Origin of the sequence: Rothia sp. HMSC076D04, assembly GCF_001814645.1 — a bacterium.
GTDB lineage: Bacteria > Actinomycetota > Actinomycetes > Actinomycetales > Micrococcaceae > Rothia > Rothia mucilaginosa.
Map to the genome: position 1 here is coordinate 75,446 of NZ_KV817365.1, position 20,066 is coordinate 95,511.

The window sequence follows — 20,066 nt, forward strand, 5'->3', positions numbered from 1 at the left end:
CCTCGCTATTGAGTTGTAGCTCAATGGCGGGGGCGCTCTTTTGAACAGGTGCGATAGCGTAAAATGATGCTGTACCGATGTGTTGGGAGAAAGACCTATGACGAAGAAGGCGCCCTCTATAGTCTTCGCCGGTGGTGGCACCGCCGGTCATATTAATCCGATGCTCGCGATTGCGCGTGCGGTTCGTGATCTTGAGCCGAATGCTAAGATTCTGATGCTGGGCACCGCCGACAAGATGGAAGCCGAGCTGGTTCCGGCAGCTGGTTTCGATATTGAGTTCATTCCTCGTGCAGCGTTCCCTCGTAGCATTAACCGTGCCGCTTTGGCTTTCCCCGCTAAGTTCTTTGGTGGCCTGTCGAAGACCCGCCGCATCCTCAAGGATGTAGATGCGGATGTGGTCGTTGGCGTGGGCGGCTACGTGTGCCCGCCTGCGTATTTGTCGGCGTTGAGCGCTAAGATTCCCGTGGTGATTCATGAGGCGAACGCGAAGCCCGGTTTGGCGAACCGCCTGGGTGGCACGTTTGCGAAGTTCACCGGTGTTGCGTTCCCTAATACTCCGTTCCCGCGCGCGACCCTGGTGGGCATGCCGATGAAGGATGAGATTGCCTACCTGAACCGTGAGGCGCACCGTTCGAAGGCTCGCCGTAACCTGGGCCTGGACCCGCAGAAGCCGACCGTGATTGTGACCGGTGGTTCGCTGGGCGCGCAGAGCCTGAACAATGCGGTGGCGGCGTGCCGTGACCACTTTGCTGAGTGGGACTTCCAGATTCTGCATATTACCGGTAAGGGTAAGGCTGTTCTGGATGAGAATGGTGAGCCGTTGAGCGCGCCGAATTACCGTCAGATTGAGTTCAGCAACGGCATGCAGGATGTGTATGCTGCCGCTGATCTTCTGCTGGTGCGTTCGGGCGCGGCGACCGTCAGTGAGGTTGCTGCGGTGGGTGTTCCCGCGATTTTTGTGCCGCTTCCCATTGGTAATGGTGAGCAGGCTCTGAATGCTCGTTCTCTGGTGGAGGCGTCTGCGGCTCTGCTGGTGAAGGATGCAGAGGTCACCGGTGAGTGGTTTGCCCGTGAGATTCCGGCTCTTATGGCGAACCCGGAGGAGCTGGAGCGTATGGGCGCTGCGGCGTATGAACTTGGTATCCGTGACGCGGCGCGCGTTATGGCTGAAGCAGTATTGAAGGCAGCTGAGAAGTAATGACTGAATTGATGAATCTTGAGATGGTGTTGCCGGCACCGCTGAACCCGCCGTTCCCTGAGCGTGCGAAGATGAGCGAGTTGGGCCGTGTGCACTTCATCGGTATTGGTGGCGCGGGTATGAGCGCTATTGCCGCTCTGATGCTGCAGGCTGGTGTGACGGTGAGCGGTTCTGACCGTGCCGAGTCGGCTACTGTTGAGTCTTTGCGTGCTGCGGGTGCTCGTGTGGGTGTTCCTCAGCAGGCTGAGAACATTGTGGACGTTGATACCGTGGTGATTTCTACTGCGATTCGTGAGGATAACCCGGAGCTTGTTGCCGCTCGTGCGCAGGGTCTGCGTGTGCTGCATCGTTCTGAGGCGCTTGCCGCTGTGATGGGTGAGGCTCAGGTGGTTGCTGTTGCCGGTACTCACGGTAAGAGCACGACCAGTTCCATGATTTCTGTGATGTTTGATCAGCTGGGGGCTGACCCGTCGTTTGCGGTGGGTACTGTGATTGCTGGTCGCGGCACGAACGCTCACCTGGGTGCTCAGGGCCCGGAGTCGATTTTTGTGGCTGAGGCTGATGAGTCGGACGGCTCGTTTGTGCGTTACCGCCCGGCTATTGCTGTGGTGACGAATGTTGAGCCGGACCACCTGGATTTCTATGAGACGGATGAGCGTGTCTTTGAGGCGTTCAACCGTTTTGTGGGTTCGCTGGCTCCTAACGGTGTTGTGGTGACTTGCGCTGATGATGCGGGCGCGGCGGCTTTGGCGGCTCGTTCTCGTGCGGCGGGTGTGCCCGTGGTGACTTACGGTGAATCGGCGGATGCAGACCTGCGCATTAGTGAGATCACCAGCGCTGGTTCTTCCTCGTCGTCGCACCTGTCGTGGTCTTTTGAGTGCCGCGGTGTGCGTTATGAGGGTGAGCAGGATCTTGCTCTGAAGGTGCCCGGTATCCATAACCAGCTGAACGCTTCGGCTGCTTTTATCTCGGCGCTCATTTCTGGTTACGAGGCTGCTGATATTGCTCGCGCGCTGGCTGATTTCGTGGGTGCTGACCGCCGCTTCACCCTGCGCGGTGAGGTTGCCGGCGTAAAGGTCTTTGACGACTACGCGCACCACCCGACCGAGGTGTTCCGTGCCCTGGAGACCGGTCGTACCGTGGCTGATGGCCATAACCTGTACGTGATTTTCCAGCCGCACCTGTTCTCGCGTACTCGCGAGTTTGCAAAGGAGTTCGCTGAGGCCCTGTCGATGGCTGATCGTGCTCATGTACTGGATATTTACCCGGCTCGTGAGCTGCCGATTGAGGGTGTGACCAGTGAGCTGATTACCGGTGCTGGTTTCTCTGAGGTTCGTTACGCTACCGCTGAGGACGCTATTGAGGATATTGTGACGTGCGCTCAGGATGGCGATATCGTGATGACCGTTGGCGCTGGCGATGTGACCGCTTTGGGTGCGCGTCTGCTGGAGTCCCTGGAGGTCCGTCACGGTGGCGAGTCGAAGAAGTCGGAGGCTTAGGCTGTGCCGATGAGTTCTGGTCTCTCTTCGGAGGGGCATTCCTCCTCGCGCGCGCCGAAGGCTCCGCGTTCGCGTACTCGTTTGCGCGCCCAGCAGGTAGCTGAGAATGCGCAGGTTGAGGCTAAGCATGCCGAATCCGCGCAGGCTGAGTCTGCCCAGTCTCAGGTGGCAAAGACGACCAAGGCTGCGGAGGCTACGAAGTCTGCGGAGGCGGTGAAGCCCGCCAAGGCGACCGCTTCCGAGGGCTCGGCCCAGGCAGCCGCTACTCAGTCTTCGAGCTCTGTTCGCCATGCGCCGCGTAAGCCCGTGGCGCATAAGGCTTCCGCTCAGCACGGTGCTGATTCTTCGTCTCGTAAGAGCGCTGCGGCGGTGCATTCTTCGGCGCAGTCTCTGAAAGATTCGGTGCGTTCGGCTCTGATGACCGGTCGCACCGTGTCTGAGGTTGAGCATGCCCCCGAGCTGTTTGATGTTGAGGCGTTTGAGGATTCTTCGTCTAAGGCAACGTCTGCTCAGAGTGCCTCTGCTCAGCCTGAGAAGAGCACCGGCAAGGATAGCGATAAGGGCGCCAGCAAGAAGTCTGCATCCGCCTCCGGTAAGGCATCTGCCCAGTCAGATGCTGCCGGCTCTCGCGAAGAGCCTGCCGCCCAGAAGGCTGAGGAAAGCGCCGACAAGAGCACTGATAAGGCGGGGGAGAAGGCTGTTGAAGAGCCTCGCCCCACGAGTCGTTTTGGTCGTTGGCGTGCAGAGCGTGAGCAGCAGCGTGCCGCGGAGATTGAGAAGGAGCGCGAGCGTGCGAGCCGTCAGGCTCAGCGTGAGCGTCTGCGTCAGGATCCGGGCTTGGACGGTCTGCGTGCTGAGGAGCGCCCCCGTAAGGAGCGTGCGCCTCTGACTCGTGCCCGTAAGCTGCTGTACACTGCCTCGGCGCTGGCTATTATCGCGGTGCTGTATGTGGTGCTGGTCTTCTTCTCACCCCTGTTGGCGACTCAGAAGATTACGGTGCGCGGCGCGTCCCTGCTCGAAACCACCCAGGTGGAGCAGAAGCTTGAGCCTCTGCGCGGTGTTCCGCTCACTCGCATCGATGAGAAGAAGGTGCGTGAGCTGCTCGGGCAGGATAATGTGATTCGTAGCGTGCAGGTGGAGAGCCGGCCGCCGCATGAGCTGGTGGTGACTCTGAAGGAGCGTACCGCGGTTGCGGTTGTGAAGCAGGGCGATACGTACCATACTGTTGATAGCGATGGTGTGAGCCTTCTGGAGTCGGCAACTCAGCCCGATACGTCGGTGCCGCTGGTTCGTTTCAGCGGTGATGACCCGCAGACTTCGGCTGAGTTCCGCACTATTTCTACCGCGCTTTCGGCGATGCCCTCTGAGCTTCTAGCTCAGGTTAAGGAAGCCGGCGCTACATCAACCTCAAGTATCACTCTAACCTTGAGGGATAATACTACGGTGCAGTGGGGAACCGCTGAAGAGAGCGAGTTGAAGGCTAAGGTCCTGCTCTCCCTGCGCCAGGCTATTGCTAAGCGTGCCCAGGAGGAGACCTCCTCTGAGGCACAGACGCAGAAGGTGACCGTCTATGACGTGTCCGCCCCGCGCGTACCGGTGACCCGTTAGGGGAACCATTCAGGCGCTTTATCCTCCCTTTTTGTGTGAAATCCGCAAAAAGAGGGGGTAATTGCGCTGTGTGACTAGGAACCGACAAAAACAGTTTGGTATCCTAGCAGATAAAGTCATTCTTTAGAGGAAACCTTCAGGCTTAGATTAAGCTGCGGGTCTTCCGAAGCTGGAACACGGAACAATCGAGGAATACATGGACGCTGGAACTCCCCAGAACTACTTGGCAGTCATCAAGGTCGTTGGTATCGGCGGCGGTGGCGTCAACGCAGTCAACCGCATGATTGAGGTTGGTCTGCGCGGCGTTGAGTTCATTGCTATCAACACTGACGCTCAGGCTCTGCTGATGTCCGATGCAGACGTTAAGCTGGACGTTGGTCGTGAGCTGACCCGCGGTCTTGGCGCGGGCGCAAACCCCGAGGTTGGCCGTCAGGCAGCCGAGGATCACGCGCAGGAAATTGAGGAAGTCCTCAAGGGCGCAGACATGGTCTTTGTGACCGCAGGTGAGGGCGGTGGCACCGGTACCGGTGGCGCACCCGTCGTGGCACGTATTGCCCGCTCCCTCGGCGCTCTGACCATTGGTGTGGTGACCCGCCCCTTCACCTTCGAAGGCCGTCGCCGCTCCAACCAGGCTGAGACCGGTATCGCTGCTCTGCGCGATGAGGTTGATACCCTGATCGTTATTCCGAACGACCGACTGCTGTCGATTTCGGATCGTAACGTCTCCATGCTGGACGCATTCAAGTCCGCTGACCAGGTTCTGCTCTCCGGTGTGCAGGGCATTACCGACCTGATCACCACCCCCGGCCTGATCAACCTTGACTTCGCTGACGTTAAGTCCGTCATGCAGGGTGCAGGTTCGGCTCTGATGGGTATCGGCTCGGCATCCGGTGAGGACCGTGCCGTGAAGGCAGCTGAGCTGGCTATCGCTTCGCCGCTGCTGGAAGCATCCATCGACGGTGCACACGGCGTTCTGCTGTCCATTCAGGGTGGCTCCGACCTGGGTCTGTTCGAGATCAACGAGGCTGCACGCCTGGTTCAGGAAGTTGCTCACCCCGACGCAAACATCATCTTCGGTGCGGTTATTGACGACGCACTGGGCGATGAGGCTCGCGTGACCGTGATTGCTGCTGGCTTCGACGCAGTGAACCCGGAGACCAACTCCAACGCTTCCACTGCTGCGGCTACTCAGGCTCAGCGCACCCAGGCATCCTTCGGCGGTTCCACCGCTCCGGCTGCTAACGGCTACGGCCACAACGCACCCGCTGCTGCTCCGGCTTCCACCGGCGCTGCTGGCTTCGACGTTGACCTTCCCCCGGTTGTGGAGGAAGCTCCGGCTCGCCGCGACACCCTGGACGTCCCTGACTTCCTGAAGTAGTCTGCCCGGCTGTGAACGCCTAAGCGCGTTGCACGGCTGAGAGTCTTATGAAGCTATAGGGGAGCTGAGAAACACGCACATTGTGCTGTTCTCGGCTCCCCTTTGCTATACCCGCCGTTATACCCGCTGATATCTGATGAAGGAATAGAAGATGAGCGATACCCCCAACACTTCGCTACTTGCCTCTGCCGATACCCGAACCCTGGGCCCCTGGCGTGTGCGGGTGGGTTTCACCTCCCGCGCGGCGGGCAACCTGGGCTTGCACGTGGACGATGAGCTTGGCGGCGGTATGGATGCCTCCCTGGTGCGTACCCTCAACCACCGTGCCGCTCTGGAGGAGGCGCTGGGTACCGAGCCGTTCTTCTACCTGAACCAGGTGCACGGCGTGCAGATTGCCTACCCGGAAGACTACGAAGTGGAATCCTACGCGCCCGGTGCACCGCAGGAGCGTACAGTTGAGCGTGCCCGCGCGGTGCTGGAGAGCTCCCCGGTCGCCGATGCGGCGATTAGCAGTGAGGGCGTGCCCCTGGCGATTATGGTGGCGGACTGCATTCCCGTGGTGCTGGTGGGTGAGCGGGTCGCGAACTGGCAACCTATCCTGGCGGTGGCTCACGCTGGCCGCCGCGGCCTGCTTGACGGCGTGCTCCAGCAGACCGTGCAGCGGATGCGTCAGCTCGGTGCGGAGAAAATTACCGCCTGGCTGGGTCCGAGCATTTGCGGTAGCTGCTACGAGGTGCCCGAGGCGATGCGCACCGAGTCCACCGAACTGATTCCGCAGGTGCATTCGGTGACCAGCCAGCAGACCCCCGGTCTGGATCTTCCCGCCGGTGCCCGCGCGGTGCTGGAGGAGGCGGGTGTGCAGGTGAGCATGGACTGTGCACAGTGCACGTTTGAGGAGCCCGAGGTGTATTCGCATCGCGGGTTCACGAACCGCGGTGAGAAGCCGGGCCGCATCGCGGGTCTGGTGTGGATCGAGAAGGCGGAAGAGCCTGCCGCCTAGAGCCGCTAAAGATAGAGCCGCTGAAGGAGAGAAGATGTCTGAAATGAACGTAGAAGAGAACCTGCAGTACACTCCCGAACGTGCCGAGCAGCTGCTGCAGAACTACCGCCGAGTGCTTGAGCGTATCCGCGCCGCGGAGCAGGACCACAGCGCTGTGCGTACCGAGGCGAGCGCCCCGGTGCAGCTGGTGACGGTCACGAAGTTCTTCCCCGCCTCCGACGCGGCGGCACTGCTGGATGGGGGAGTGACCCTCTTCGGTGAGAACCGCGACCAGGAGGCGAGCGCGAAGGCTCGCGAGCTTGCCGCCTACTGCGCCCAGCGTGAGGTGCAGCCCCCGCACTGGGCGTTTATTGGCCAGCTGCAGACGAACAAGGCGAAGTCTGTGGTCAAGTACGCCTCCAGCGTGCATTCGGTGGATCGCCCCTCCCTGGCGGATGCGCTGGCGAAGGCGTACGCAAACCAGCTGGCACGCTTCGAGGCGGGGGAGGCGCCCGCACCCGCGGCGGCGGAGCAGGGTGCGCTGACCTGCCTGGTGCAGGTGTCCCTGGCGGAGGTCGCGACGGCTGGCCACGCCGCTGAGGGTGCGCGCGGAGGTACGAGCGCCTCCGAGCTGCTGGAGCTGGTGGAGCGCATCGAGAACCACGAGCACCTGCGTTGTGGTGGTGTGATGGCGGTGGCGCCGCTGGGCATGAACCCGGATGAGGCCTTCGAGAAGCTCTACGGGCTGGCCTCGCTGGTGCGTGAGCAGGTGCCGCACGCGACCGAGATTTCCGCCGGTATGAGCGGTGACTTGGAGGCTGCGGTGCGTTGGGGCTCGACCTGCGTGCGCGTGGGTAGCGACATCATGGGTAAGCGCCCGGCGCTTTAGCCTCGCCCAAGCTACGCGCCGTGCGTAGCCTTTTCGAGCGCTGGGCTACTTTCGAGTGCTGGGCTGCTTTCGGTGCAGACCGGCGGCATAATCATCGGTGCCCTTGACCGCCTGCGCGGGGTGGGCGCTGGTAATATATACATGCCGGTGCATGACGTACCGTCACGCACACACCTTCTGACGAAGCACCACGGCAGCCCCTGTACACCACAAGCAAAGAACAGCGAGAGAATCATGGCGAAGCAAAGCCGTCTGGCGGGTTTCCTCGGCCTGGAACGATACCAGGGCGCTGAGACGACGCCGGAAGAATCCCCGCAGGCTGTGCAGGCTGACTCCCGCCGGGAGGCAAACGCCTCCGCAGGGCAGGCTGCTACGGCACAGAAGACCGACAGCTCTCACAGGCTCTCAGCACTGCCCGGCTCGGCACAGTACAGCGTCGCCGAGTCGCATGCCGGGTCTCAGGGCGAAACCTACCACCTGCAGGACGAACCCGCCTATACTGAACAGGAAGAGTACCTGCAGGCTGATAGCTACGATGACGGTACAGAAACCGAGTATCTGGACGCAGAAGAATCTGCCGACGGACGAGCAACCGTAGATGCAGCGGCATACGCCACCGCTCATACACCTGAAACCACAGCTGATCTGGCAGAAACCGAGCAGACTTGGGACGATGCCAGCGCAGACAATTGGGAGGACACCCCGGTGCCGAATACCGAATACACCGAGCAGTACGCCGAGACGTACTCCAACGACGGCTACTACGACCAGGGCTACGAGCCCGAAGAAACCAACGGATATACCTACGGTTACGAGGAAGAAGAGGACGAATTGCGTCGCATCACCACTATCCACCCCCGCTCCTACAATGACGCAAAGATCATTGGTGAGGCATTCCGCGAGAACATCCCCGTGATTATGAACGTGGAAGAAATGCCTGACGCAGACGCAAAGCGCCTGGTAGACTTCGCCTCCGGTCTGGCATTTGCGCTGGAGGGCCGCATTGAGCGCGTCACCGCTAAGGTGTTCCTGCTGACCCCCTCCAACCTGGAGGTTCTGGGTGTGGCTAACTCCGAGGTTCCCGCCGGCTTTGAGACCGACGGCGAATTCCCCTTCGACCAGGGCTAAGGACTGATAGATGGGTTATATTTTCGCCCTCATTACGATCGTTGTCTACGTTCTCTACATTGCGATGCTGTTGCGCATGCTCTTTGACTGGGTGCGCATGTTCGCTCCCGAGTGGCGACCCAAGGGCATTGTGTTGCTCTTCGCCAGCGGCGTGTATGCGGTGACGGACTGGCCGATGAACCTGTTGCGTCGTCTGATTCCGCCGGTGCGTGTGGGTAACGTTGCGTTGGATACCGGTTTTCTGATTCTGATTGTTCTGCTGTCTTTCCTGCTGAACATCATGATGACGATTACCGCGAAGCTGTCCTAACGTAGCCCCTCCATCGGAGAGATACGAGAACTAGGCATGAGAGCCCCGCTTGCGCTTGGCATCCTGACATGGGATGACGTGCTGGCGGGGTTTTCTGTACCCAATTTCTGGGCCGAGAAGAACCTCCCGCGAGGGGGGAGAGACGAATACAGCCGGCGTCGAATCATGCGAAATGCACCCGCGAGCAGATATCGAGCTTGATTACGGCGGGGATAGGGATAAACGCAGCGCGTGGTGAATCCCACCCTTGCGCAGAGCGAATATTTTACGATTCAACCGACGTATAACCGGGCACAGAAACCAAAGAATAGTAGAATTGGTGCCAACGACTGCATCGCGGCATAACCATGCCCTGAATCATCGGGACCCTAAAATATTGGGGCCACGCCCTATCTGGCTGGTGAATCCGCGGCACTCAACATCACCACCAAACCCCGTAGGGATACCCAGAGGAGAAGCCCATGGCAATCACCCCCGAAGACCTGATCACTAAGAGCTTCAAGATCGTCACCGAAGAGTCCGGTTACGACCGCAACGAGGTCGACGACTTCCTGGACGAGCTCGTTGTCGAACTGCGCGCACTCTACTCCGAGCGTGATGCCCTGGAGCGTCAGGTTGAGCAGCTCTCTGCAAACGCACCCGATTCCCCCGCAGCGGCTGTAGCGCCCGCACAGTCCTCCGCGGCATCGGCTGCACCTCAGGATGCGGCGGCACTGCTCGCCATGGCACAGAAGGTTCACGACGACTACGTGGCACAGGGCGAGAAGGCTAAGGCTGAACTGATCGAAGAGGCAGAGAAGAAGGCAGACGCTATGGTGAGCGAAGCTCAGCAGCAGCGCGAAGAGGTTCTCTCCCGCCTCACCGACGAGAAGGAAGAGCTGGAGATCGCTGTTGAGGCTCTGCGCGGCTTCGAGAGCCGCTACCGCTCCAAGCTGCTGCAGCACCTGGACGCACAGGTTCAGGAGCTGAAGAACCTCAAGTCCATCGAGGCTTCCGCATAAATCAGCGTGCCTAAATAAGCTAACGACGCTGCTAAGCTAACGACGCTTTGAGGCGTATGCCGCCCGGATTCTTTCTCTTCCACCGCTATTCACCGGGGAAGATCGAGAGAACCGGGCGGTATTCTCATGCCCGCCCGGCACGGCCTAAGAACCCAGCATGCAAAGCGAGGGAGAGCACCCGCCACATCACCACCGAATACTCGATGCACTACCCCGATTTGCTAAGCTAGAGGGGCACTATCGAACGCGAGCGCGCCCTGCCTCCGTACCGTAGGGGCACCAACCGGCACAGACTAGAGGAGAGCTATGACCAACACCCCCAAGACTGCTGAATCCTCAGTCGCACAGGCTAGCGATAACGCCGCTGAAAACACCACCGAAGAAGCTACTGGACACCGCGTGCGCATCCTTTCGGCTCGCTCCGCGGGGATCCTCGCGCTCGTGCTTGCCGCCGTCGTGTTCGCTATCGACCAGGGCACCAAATACCTGGTCGTTACCCAGATGCAGTTGGGGGAGCGTATCACCGTCATTGACGGGCTTCTGTGGTGGTACTCGATCCGTAACTCCGGTGCCGCATTCAGCATGGGGGAGAACGTCACCTGGGTCTTCACCCTCGTCATGATTGCCGCCGCAGCCGTGGTGCTGTACCTGCTGCGTCGCACCCGCGCCCTGTCCTGGACCCTTGCGCTGGGCGGTCTGCTCGGCGGTATCTGCGGCAACCTTTTTGACCGTCTCTTCCGTGAGCCCGGCTTCGGCTCCGGTCACGTGGTTGATTTTATTTCCGTGCCGAACTTCGCGATTTTCAATATTGCAGACTCCGCAATCTGCGTGTGCATGGCGTTCATCGTTCTGCTGAACTTCAAGGGCCTGAACCTCAACGGCACTCGCGTGCAGGTGCCCGCTGACGAAACCCCGGCTGGCGACAAGAGCACCGACGAAAAGAGCGCCAAGTAGCTCCCCGTTCCGGCATACGCGCCGACGGTTACGTTGCCGACACACGTGCCTACTAAGACGTTCTCACACAGACAACCCCTCACACAGACAACCAAAGTAAACACCACCCGAAGGAGAGCCGCATGAGCGAAACCACCAACGCCGCCGAAGATACGGCCCGCATCCGCGCCGAATTCACCGTTGAAGGCGCGCTCGCCGGTATGCGCCTGGACGCAGCGCTCGCCGGTGCCCTCGATGCGCCGCGCACCCGCACCTCCGGGTGGATTCGTGACGGTCACGTGACCGTGACCAACAACGGCAAGTCCGTGAAAATCGGCAAGTCCTACAAGCTGTCCGCAGGGGACGAGGTCGTCGTGGATGCACCCGCACCGCGCGATCTGGCGGACATCCGCCCCGAGAAGGTGGATGGCTTCCGCATCGTGCACCTGGACGAGGATATCGTTGTGGTGGACAAGCCCGCAGGCGTGGCGGCACACCCCTCACCCGGCTGGCACGGTCCCACCGTCATCTCCGCGCTCATGGGCGAGGGCATTTCGGTTGCTACCTCCGGCGCGGCAGAACGCCAGGGCATTGTGCACCGCCTGGACGTGGGCACCAGCGGCCTGATGGTCGTAGCCCGCAGCGAACGCGCCTACACCGAACTCAAGCGAGCCTTCAAGGAACGCACTGTGGACAAGGTCTACCACACCCTCGTGCAGGGCCTGCCCGACCCGCTGCGTGGCACCATCGACGCACCCATCGGCCGCCACCCCGGCAACGAATGGAAGTTCGCCGTGGTCGAAGACGGACGCAACTCCATCACCCACTACGATGTGCTCGAAGCGTTCGGTCCCGCATCCCTGGTGGAGGTACACCTGGAAACCGGACGTACTCACCAGATTCGTGTGCACTTCTCCGCGCTGCGCCACCCCTGCTGCGGCGACCTGACCTACGGCGCCGACCCGCGCTTTAGCGCCGAACTGGGTTTGACCCGCCAGTGGTTGCACGCGCACCGCCTGGGCTTCGATCACCCCGGCACCGGCGAGCGCGTGACCTTCACCAGCGAGTACCCGCTCGACCTGTCCTACGCGCTGACCGCTCTGCGCGAGGGTAAGGTTCAGCTCGGCTAGACAGCTCGGTTCGGCTAGACAGCTCGGTTCGGCTAGACAGCCCAGCTAGGTAGAGCCACCCGCGGGCTGCCGCACACAGCTTCACATTCACCGCCTATCCTCCAGCCCACACCTCCAGGAGATTCCCGTGGCAACCAAAGAATTTACGCACCTGCACGTGCACACCGAGTACTCCATGCTCGACGGTGCCGCGCGCCTGGGTGACCTATTCACCCACGCTAAAGAACTCGGCATGAAGTCCATGGCGACCAGTGACCACGGCTTCCTCTTTGGTGCCTTCGACTTCTGGCGCCAGGCTAAAGCGCACGACATCAAGCCCATCATTGGTGTGGAGGCGTACCTGACCCCCGGCACGCACCGCACCGACCGTTCGCGTGTGCGCTGGGGCGACGGCTCCCGCGACGACGTCTCCGGTGGTGGCGCCTACACCCACATGACCATGTGGGCTGAAACCACTGAGGGCATGCACAACCTGTTCCGTGCCTCCTCGATTGCGTCGCTGGAAGGTCAGCTGTACAAGCCCCGTATGGACCGTGAGGTGCTGCAGACCTACTCGAAGGGCCTGATTGCCACCACCGGCTGCCCCTCCGGTGAGGTTCAGACGCGCCTGCGCCTGGGTCAGTTCGACGAGGCGGTTCAGGCGGCGAGTGAATTCCGCGATATTTTCGGCAAAGATAACTTCTACTGCGAGGTCATGGACCACGGCCTGGACATTGAACGCAACGTCCAGGAGGATCTGCACCGCCTCGCCAAGAAGCTGAACCTGCCCTTCGTCGCCACCAACGACCTGCACTACACCCGCCAGGAAGACCACACCGCCCACGCGGCGCTGCTGTGCGTGCAGTCCGGCTCGACCCTCACCGACCCCAAGCGCTTCAAATTCGACGCGGATAACTTCTACCTGCGCTCGGCAGAAGAAATGTACGCCCTGTTCGGCGACATTCCCGGCGCGTGCGAGAACACCCTCGAAATCGCTGAACGCTGCAACGTGGAGTTCAACACCAAGGCGAACTACATGCCGAACTTCCCCGTGCCCGAGGGTGAAAACGAGGAATCCTGGTTCGTGAAGGAGGTCGAGAAGGGCCTGCACTACCGCTTCCCGCAGGGCGTTCCCGACGCTGTGCGCAAGCAGGCAGAGTACGAGGTGGGGGTTATTACCTCCATGGGCTTCCCCGGCTACTTCCTCGTGGTCGCCGACTTTATCAACTGGGCTAAGCGCAACGGTATTCGCGTGGGCCCCGGCCGTGGCTCCGGTGCAGGCTCCATGGTCGCGTACGCGATGCGTATTACCGACCTGAACCCGCTCGACCACGACCTGATCTTCGAGCGATTCCTCAACCCCGACCGCGTCTCCATGCCCGACTTCGATGTGGACTTTGACGATCGTCGCCGCGGCGAAGTCATCGACTACGTGACCGAAAAGTACGGTGAAGAGAAGGTCGCGCAGATTGTCACCTTCGGCACCATTAAGGCGAAGCAGGCGCTCAAGGACGCCTCCCGCGTGATGGACCAGCCGTACTCGGTCGGCGAGCGCCTCACCAAGGCGATGCCGCCGGACGTCATGGGTAAGAACATCGCCCTGGCGAACGTGTACAACGAAGAGGATAAGCGTTACGCCGAGGCGGCAGATTTGCGCGCCCTCATCGAGGACCCGGTCGATAAGATTTACGGCCAGGTGTTTGAAACCGCGAAGGGCCTGGAGGGTCTGAAACGTCAGTGGGGCGTGCACGCTGCGGGCGTGATTATGTCCAGCAAGGACCTCGTGGACGTGATCCCCGTGATGCGCCGCGAAGCCGACGGCCAGGTCATCACCCAGTTCGATTACCCCACCTGTGAGGGCCTGGGCCTGATCAAGATGGACTTCTTGGGTCTACGTAACCTCACCATCATCTCTGATGCGGTGGAGAACATTAAGGCTAACCGAGGCATCGACCTGGACCTTGAATCCCTCTCACTGGACGACCCGGAATCGTACCGTCTGCTGGCGCGCGGCGATACCCTCGGCGTGTTCCAGCTCGATGGCGGCCCGATGCGCTCGTTGCTCAAGCTCATGGAGCCCGAGGAGTTCGAGCACATTTCGGCAGTGTTGGCGCTGTACCGTCCGGGCCCGATGGGCGCGAACTCGCACACCAACTACGCTCTGCGTAAGAACGGTAAGCAGGAGATCGAGCCGATCCACCCCGAGCTGGAAGAGCCGCTGAAGGACATTCTGGACACCACCTACGGCCTGATCGTGTATCAGGAGCAGGTTATGGCGATTGCTCAGAAGGTCGCGAACTACACTCTGGGTGAGGCAGACTTGCTGCGCCGTGCGATGGGTAAGAAGAAGAAGGCGGAGCTGGATAAGCAGTACGCTACTTTCCACGACGGCATGATTTCTAACGGCTACTCTGAGGGCGCTATTAAGGCGCTCTGGGATATTCTGCTGCCGTTCTCTGACTACGCGTTCAACAAGGCACACACGGCTGCGTACGGTCTGGTGTCGTACTGGACGGCGTACCTGAAGGCGCATTACCCGCAGGAGTACATGGCTGCGCTGCTGACCAGCGTGGGCGATAACAAGGACAAGCTCGCGCTGTACCTGAACGAGTGCCGCGCCATGGGCATTACCGTGCTCGCGCCGGACGTGAACGAGTCCACCCTGACCTTCGCCCCTGTCGGTGACGATATCCGCTTCGGTATGGGCGCGATCCGTAACGTGGGCGCGAACGTGGTCGAAGGCATGATTGCCGCCCGCGAGGAGAAGGGCCGCTACGAGTCCTTCAACGACTTCCTGAAGAAGGTGCCGCTGCAGGTGTGCAATAAGCGCACCATCGAGTCGCTCATCAAGGCGGGCGCTTTCGACGACCTGGGCCACACCCGCCGTTCGCTGTCCCTCATTCATGAGGCGGCAGTGGACGCAGCCGTAGCGGTCAAACGTAAGGAAGCGGCGGGTCAGTTCGACCTCTTCGGCTCCCTCGGCATGGATGACGCCCTGGGTGATGAGCTGACGGTGACCATCCCCGACGTGCCCGAGTGGGACCGCCGTGAGAAGCTGAACTTTGAGCGTGACATGCTGGGCCTGTACGTTTCGGACCACCCATTGCGTGGCCTGGAACGTGCGCTCTCGGATGCCGCAAGCCATTCGGTGCACGACATCATTGGTGAAGACTCGCACGTGCGCGACGGCGAAACCGTCACCGTTGCGGGCATGCTCACCGGCGTTTCGCGCCGTATTGCCAAGTCCAGCGGTAACCAGTACGCCTCCGTGGAGCTGGAAGACCCCTCGGGCGCAACCATTACGGTCATGTTCTTCTCCCGCGCCTACGAGACGATGGGCGCCGCCCTGGCGGACGACCTCATCTGCTCGATTCGTGGCCGCGTGCAGCGCCGCGACGACGGCAGCGTGAACATGAGCGCGCAGGAACTGCAGATCCTGGAAATCAGCGATGACGGCCGCGCCGCACCCATCACCATCGTGGTACCCGAGTACCTGGTGACCGAGGAGAACCTGAAGGAGCTGAAGGAGACCCTGCGCGACCACAAGGGCACCGCGGATGTGCGCATGCTCGTGCGTACCCGCGATAAGGAGCAGCTGGTGCTGCTGGATGCGAGCGTGCGCGTGGAACCGAACCCGAGCCTCTTCGGTGAAATCAAGACGATTTTCGGTCCGAGCTGCATTCGACGCTAACAACACGCCCCTATGAGGGGAATGACAGGGTGGATTCTGCATAGCAGAGTCCACCCTGAGCGTATATTCACTCACAACATACGGTGTATCCGCTGTATATCACGGTAGAATAGGTATAAATATTCTTGAGCGCTGTATACGCGGGCGCTAGCGCGCCCAGCCAAGGAGAAACGAATGTACTGCCCCTATTGCAAGCACACCGACTCGCGCGTGGTGGATTCCCGCACCACCGATGACGGCGCCGCAATTCGCCGCCGCCGCCAGTGCACCTCCTGCGCTCGCCGCTTCACGACCGTTGAAACCACCACCATTTCGGTGATTAAGCGTTCCGGCGTGACCGAGCCTTTTGACCGTTCGAAGATTGCCGCGGGCGTGCGTAAGGCATGCCAGGGCCGCCCCGTGGGTGAGGATGATTTGGCGAAGCTCGCCCAGGAGGTTGAGGAGCTGATTCGTGCTCGCGGTCTGGCGGAGATTAACGCGCACGAGGTGGGTCTGACCATCCTGGAGCCGCTGTCGAAGCTGGACGCGGTCGCCTACCTGCGTTTTGCGAGCGTGTACCAGGCGTTTGAGAACCTTGAAGACTTTGAGGAGGCGATTGCGCGTCTGCGTGAGGACCGCATCGCCCAGTAACTAGCTAGCACAGTAACTGACTAGCACAGCCACTAGCTAACCCAGTAGCTAATGAGCTCGGCCGCCGCTACATGAGCGGCGGCATACAGAAGGGACCGCCTTCCGAATGATTCGGAAGGCGGTCCCTTCGTACGTATGTGAAGCGCTATCCGAGGCGGATAGCAGGAAGCAAACCCTTACGCTTCGCCGCGGCGCTTGCGTTCCTGCAACATGCCGCCAGCCCACAGTGCCGCACCCACAATACCCGCGTTGTTACGCAGGGCAGCCATGACCATGGGGGTACGAATCTGATCCTCAAAGTAGGGCATGAACTTCTCCGGGTTCTTGGAGATACCGCCGCCAATGATGAACAGGTCGGGGGAGAAGAGCATCTGAACGTGCTCGAAGTAGCGGTACAGGCGCTTGCCGTACTTCTTCCAGGACAGCTCGTGCACCTCGCGGGCACGGGCAGAAGCCTGAGACTCGGCGTTGTGGCCGTCGAGCTCCAGATGACCCAGCTCGGTGTTCGGGATCAGCACGCCGTCGTTGATGAGGGCGGAGCCGATGCCGGTACCCAGGGTGATGACAGCGATCAGGCCGTCACGGTTACGGCCCTGACCGTAGGTTGCCTCAGCCAGGCCCGCTGCGTCAGCGTCGTTGAGGCCGTAGACGGTACGGCCGCCCAGCGCCTCGCTCATGACCTGCTCCAGGTCGGTGTTAATCCAGGAGTCGTCCACGTTCGCTGCGGAGAAGACCATGCCGTTCTTCACCACTGCGGGGAAGTCGATGCCGACAGCGGACTCGGGGTCCGGTGCCAGTTCGCGGCCCTGCAGCTCGTCGACTACGCGGCGTACAACCTCAGCCACAGCGGCGGGGGTTGCGGGCTTGGGGGTGTCGATGCGGAAGCGGTCGGACACGAGGTTACCGGTGCGCAGGTCAACGATGCCGCCCTTAATGCCGGTGCCTCCAATGTCCACACCAATCTGCAGGTCCTTGGGGGTGGGGGCGGGCAGTTCGGTGATGACGCCGGGTTCTGCGTAATCGCTCATGGTTTTCTCTCTTTCGCCCCGCCTACTGCCGTGTAACTGAGGGGAGTGGGCGGGTTTGTTAGTGGGTGAACTGATATAAAAGTGAGGTGCTGGGCTCGTACCTGCACAATACCTGCACAAGTAGGAAACCCAGAGGGCTGCGCTTAGGGCAGGGTCAGGATGTCCGCGCCGTCAGCGGTCACCACGAGGGTGTGCTCGAACTGCGCGGTGCGCTTGCGGTCGCGGGTGACCACAGTCCAGTCGTCGTCCCACAGGTCCCATTCGATGGTGCCGAGGGTCAGCATGGGCTCGATTGTGAAAATCATGCCCTCACGGATCTCAGTGTCGTAGGCGGGTGCCGCATCGTAGTGGGGGATGATGAGGCCCGAGTGGAACTCACGACCCACACCGTGACCGGTGTAGTCGCGAACCACGCCGTAACCGAAACGTGCCGCATACTTCTCAATGACGCGACCAATCACGTTGATCTGGCGGCCCGGCTTCACAGCCTTAATCGCACGGTTCAGGGACTCTTCGGTGCGCTCAACCAGCAGGCGGGACTCTTCGTCCACGTTGCCGACGAGCAGGGTCTTGTTGGTGTCGCCGTGCATGCCGTCCAGGTATGCGGTGACGTCCAGGTTGAGGATGTCGCCGTCCTCCAGCACGGTGGAATCCGGGATGCCGTGGCAGATGACCTCGTTCAGGGAGGTGCACACGGACTTGGGGTAGCCGCGGTAATCCACGGTGGAGGGGTACGCGCCGTGGTCGCAAATGTACTCGTGGACCAGCACGTCAATCTCGTCGGTGGTGGTGCCGGGTACGCAAATCTTGGATGCTTCAACGATGGCGCCTGCCGCAATCTTGCCGGCTGCGCGAACCCGCTCAACTTCCTCGGGGGTGTACATGTTCGAGTCGTTACCCTCGTTGGCGGTGGGCTTACCCACGTACTCGGGGCGAACAATGTGCGAGGGGACCGTGCGCATGGGGGTGATGCGTCCGGGAGTCAGGCAACCCACGGGTGCTCGACCGGGCTCTGCAGGAAGATTGTGCGAAGTATTCGTTTTGGTTGAAGACATAGTTTCATCTTACCGGGCGTGGGCGGGTTGTGTCCCTTGCTCAGGCGCTAAAAAGCGGCGGATACACAAGCCGTACCTTTTTTCCAGATTGTGAATAAAATTTCATGCACGCTAGAGGCAAAACTACGCGGGCGGAAAGCCGGAGTGGAAGGCAGAAGCGGAAGACCGCGGAGGGGAAACACCGCGAGAAGCTTCGCCCGCCTCATTGCCACGAACCTGGGCGCGTGAGATGCTAGACATACTGACTCAATACCGTCGAAGGAGAACCCATGAGTGAGAAGAAAAGCCACCTGAGCGAAGCCATCGAATCGGCGGTCGAAAAGACCCTGAACTCCGCGACCGAAGCCACCAGCCCGCACCCCGAAGAGTACTGGTACAACCTCAAAACCGGTCAGGTTGAACGCGGCCAGCAGAGCGCCGTCACCTCCCTGTGGGGCCCCTTCAAAACCTACGAGGAGGCGGCACACGCCATGCACCGCGCCCGCGAACGCAACGACGCCTGGGAAAAGGACGGCGGCTGGCTCTAAAGCACGAGCACCCTTAGCCTTGCCCAACGTCCTCAGCCTTGCCCAACGCCCTCAGCAACGCTCAAGGCGCACGCCGCCTAACAGACATACAGTCTGAGACGAAAGACCCCCGCACTCGGAGCACCGGATACGGGGGTCTTTCTTCATCAAGCTTTTCTTCTCAAGCTTTTCTTCTCAGCCTAAAGCCTACTCAAAAGTGTGCTCAGCCGCCGGGAACTCACCCGAACGAACCTGCTCACGATAAGCACGCGCAGCGTCCTCCATGACCTGACCGACCTGCGCAAACTGCTTCACAAAACGCGGCACGCGACCGGAACGAACACCCATCATGTCCTGCCACACCAGCACCTGACCGGTGGTCACATTCGAGGCACCAATACCAATAGTCGGCACAGTGCCCACAGCCTCATCCACCAGCTGCGCAGTCTGAGCGGTCACCATCTCCATGAGCACGCAGAACGCACCAGCCTCAGCCAGCGCCACCGCATCCTCACGAACACGCTCAGACGCATCGCCGCGGCCCTGCACACGGAAACCGCCCAGGGCATGCTCCGACTGCGGGGTGAAACCAACATGCGCCACCACCGGAATACCGGTACGCACCAGGGCACGAACCCACTCAGCCATCGAAACATCCGCCTCAATCTTGACCGCGTGTGCACCGCCCTCCTTCATCAGGCGAACAGCGCTCGCCACCGCCTGCTGCGGGGACTGCTCATAAGAACCAAACGGCAGATCGGCAACTACCATGGCGCGGGATGCACCGCGAGAAACCGCCGCAACCAGCGGAATCATCTCATCCAGGGTAATGGTCAGGGTCGATTCGTAACCGAGCACCACATTCGCCGCAGAATCGCCAACCAGCAGCATGTCGATGCCGGCACGGTCAAAAATCTGCGCCGTCAGGGCGTCGTAGCAGGTCAGCATGGAGAACTTCTGCCCGGTCGCCTTAGCCTGCGCCAGGTGAACGGTACGCACCTTCTTGACGGTGTCCAGGTCAAAAGGCTTCGATGCGTTAGCAGAAGCGGGAGCAGCCGTGGAGGTAGCGGCAGGCTGTGCCGCGTAGGGCGAAGAGATCTCGGAAGAACGCTCAGTAGTCATGC

Annotated in this window: 16 protein-coding genes and 1 pseudogene; 14 read left to right on the forward strand and 3 right to left on the reverse strand. The window is 60.9% G+C overall.

What is annotated here, in order from left to right:
• The first annotated feature begins 97 nt into the window (after nucleotides 1-97).
• From murG to nrdR, 13 genes and pseudogenes are all read left to right on the forward strand, one after another.
• On the forward strand, nucleotides 98-1,198 hold the full coding sequence (gene murG / locus HMPREF2980_RS02765; RefSeq protein WP_049350352.1) for an undecaprenyldiphospho-muramoylpentapeptide beta-N-acetylglucosaminyltransferase: 1,101 nt from the start codon (nucleotides 98-100) through the stop codon (nucleotides 1,196-1,198).
• Nucleotides 1,198-2,697, forward strand: coding sequence for a UDP-N-acetylmuramate--L-alanine ligase (murC, locus tag HMPREF2980_RS02770; RefSeq protein WP_070690056.1), 1,500 nt, complete (start codon nucleotides 1,198-1,200; stop codon nucleotides 2,695-2,697). Before murG ends, murC begins: the two co-directional genes overlap by 1 nt.
• Nucleotides 2,698-2,706: 9 nt before the next feature.
• Nucleotides 2,707-4,305, forward strand: coding sequence for a cell division protein FtsQ/DivIB (locus HMPREF2980_RS02775; RefSeq protein ID WP_246823646.1), 1,599 nt, complete (start codon nucleotides 2,707-2,709; stop codon nucleotides 4,303-4,305).
• Between the two features lie 196 nt (nucleotides 4,306-4,501).
• Entirely contained in the window at nucleotides 4,502-5,683 is a 1,182-nt protein-coding gene (gene ftsZ, locus HMPREF2980_RS02780) for a cell division protein FtsZ (RefSeq protein ID WP_070690060.1), read from the forward strand.
• A 151-nt stretch (nucleotides 5,684-5,834) separates the two neighbouring features.
• Nucleotides 5,835-6,683 (forward strand): purine nucleoside phosphorylase YfiH/LACC1 family protein, encoded by an 849-nt coding sequence (locus HMPREF2980_RS02785; protein ID WP_070690062.1) that lies wholly within the window; start codon nucleotides 5,835-5,837, stop codon nucleotides 6,681-6,683.
• Nucleotides 6,684-6,717: 34 nt separating this feature from the next.
• Nucleotides 6,718-7,551 (forward strand): YggS family pyridoxal phosphate-dependent enzyme, encoded by an 834-nt coding sequence (locus HMPREF2980_RS02790; RefSeq protein WP_070690063.1) that lies wholly within the window; start codon nucleotides 6,718-6,720, stop codon nucleotides 7,549-7,551.
• Between the two features lie 819 nt (nucleotides 7,552-8,370).
• Nucleotides 8,371-8,679: pseudogene (locus HMPREF2980_RS09595) on the forward strand (cell division protein SepF); the annotation flags it as partial.
• A gap of 10 nt (nucleotides 8,680-8,689) precedes the next feature.
• Complete coding sequence (locus HMPREF2980_RS02800; RefSeq protein WP_070678148.1) at nucleotides 8,690-8,989, forward strand: YggT family protein; 300 nt, start codon at nucleotides 8,690-8,692, stop codon at nucleotides 8,987-8,989.
• Nucleotides 8,990-9,450: 461 nt separating this feature from the next.
• Complete coding sequence (locus tag HMPREF2980_RS02805; RefSeq protein WP_070690068.1) at nucleotides 9,451-9,990, forward strand: DivIVA domain-containing protein; 540 nt, start codon at nucleotides 9,451-9,453, stop codon at nucleotides 9,988-9,990.
• Nucleotides 9,991-10,296: 306 nt separating this feature from the next.
• A complete protein-coding gene (gene lspA / locus HMPREF2980_RS02810) occupies nucleotides 10,297-10,944 on the forward strand; it encodes a signal peptidase II (protein ID WP_070667255.1) in 648 nt (215 codons plus the stop codon).
• A gap of 122 nt (nucleotides 10,945-11,066) precedes the next feature.
• Nucleotides 11,067-12,053, forward strand: a complete 987-nt coding sequence (locus HMPREF2980_RS02815) for an RluA family pseudouridine synthase (protein WP_049350345.1) — start codon at nucleotides 11,067-11,069, stop codon at nucleotides 12,051-12,053.
• Nucleotides 12,054-12,180: 127 nt separating this feature from the next.
• Complete coding sequence (dnaE, locus tag HMPREF2980_RS02820) at nucleotides 12,181-15,723, forward strand: DNA polymerase III subunit alpha (RefSeq protein WP_070690070.1); 3,543 nt, start codon at nucleotides 12,181-12,183, stop codon at nucleotides 15,721-15,723.
• 174 nt (nucleotides 15,724-15,897) lie between these two features.
• Nucleotides 15,898-16,353 carry a transcriptional regulator NrdR gene (gene nrdR / locus HMPREF2980_RS02825; protein ID WP_005506525.1) on the forward strand — a complete coding sequence of 152 codons (456 nt, stop codon included), beginning with the start codon at nucleotides 15,898-15,900 and terminating at the stop codon, nucleotides 16,351-16,353.
• Between the two features lie 176 nt (nucleotides 16,354-16,529).
• Here nrdR and ppgK read toward each other — a convergent pair whose 3' ends face one another.
• Nucleotides 16,530-17,381: a polyphosphate--glucose phosphotransferase gene (gene ppgK, locus HMPREF2980_RS02830; protein WP_070688898.1), complete on the reverse strand. Its 852-nt coding sequence runs from the start codon at nucleotides 17,379-17,381 to the stop codon at nucleotides 16,530-16,532.
• A gap of 143 nt (nucleotides 17,382-17,524) precedes the next feature.
• Nucleotides 17,525-18,436 (reverse strand): type I methionyl aminopeptidase, encoded by a 912-nt coding sequence (gene map / locus HMPREF2980_RS02835; RefSeq protein WP_070688897.1) that lies wholly within the window; start codon nucleotides 18,434-18,436, stop codon nucleotides 17,525-17,527.
• Between the two features lie 269 nt (nucleotides 18,437-18,705).
• Here map and HMPREF2980_RS02840 point away from each other — a divergent pair, with 269 nt between their 5' ends.
• Entirely contained in the window at nucleotides 18,706-18,963 is a 258-nt protein-coding gene (locus tag HMPREF2980_RS02840) for a hypothetical protein (protein ID WP_083309684.1), read from the forward strand.
• A 186-nt stretch (nucleotides 18,964-19,149) separates the two neighbouring features.
• Here the strand turns inward: HMPREF2980_RS02840 and panB are convergent, their stop codons facing one another.
• A complete protein-coding gene (gene panB, locus HMPREF2980_RS02845; protein WP_070690071.1) occupies nucleotides 19,150-20,064 on the reverse strand; it encodes a 3-methyl-2-oxobutanoate hydroxymethyltransferase in 915 nt (304 codons plus the stop codon).
• Nucleotides 20,065-20,066 lie beyond the last annotated feature (2 nt).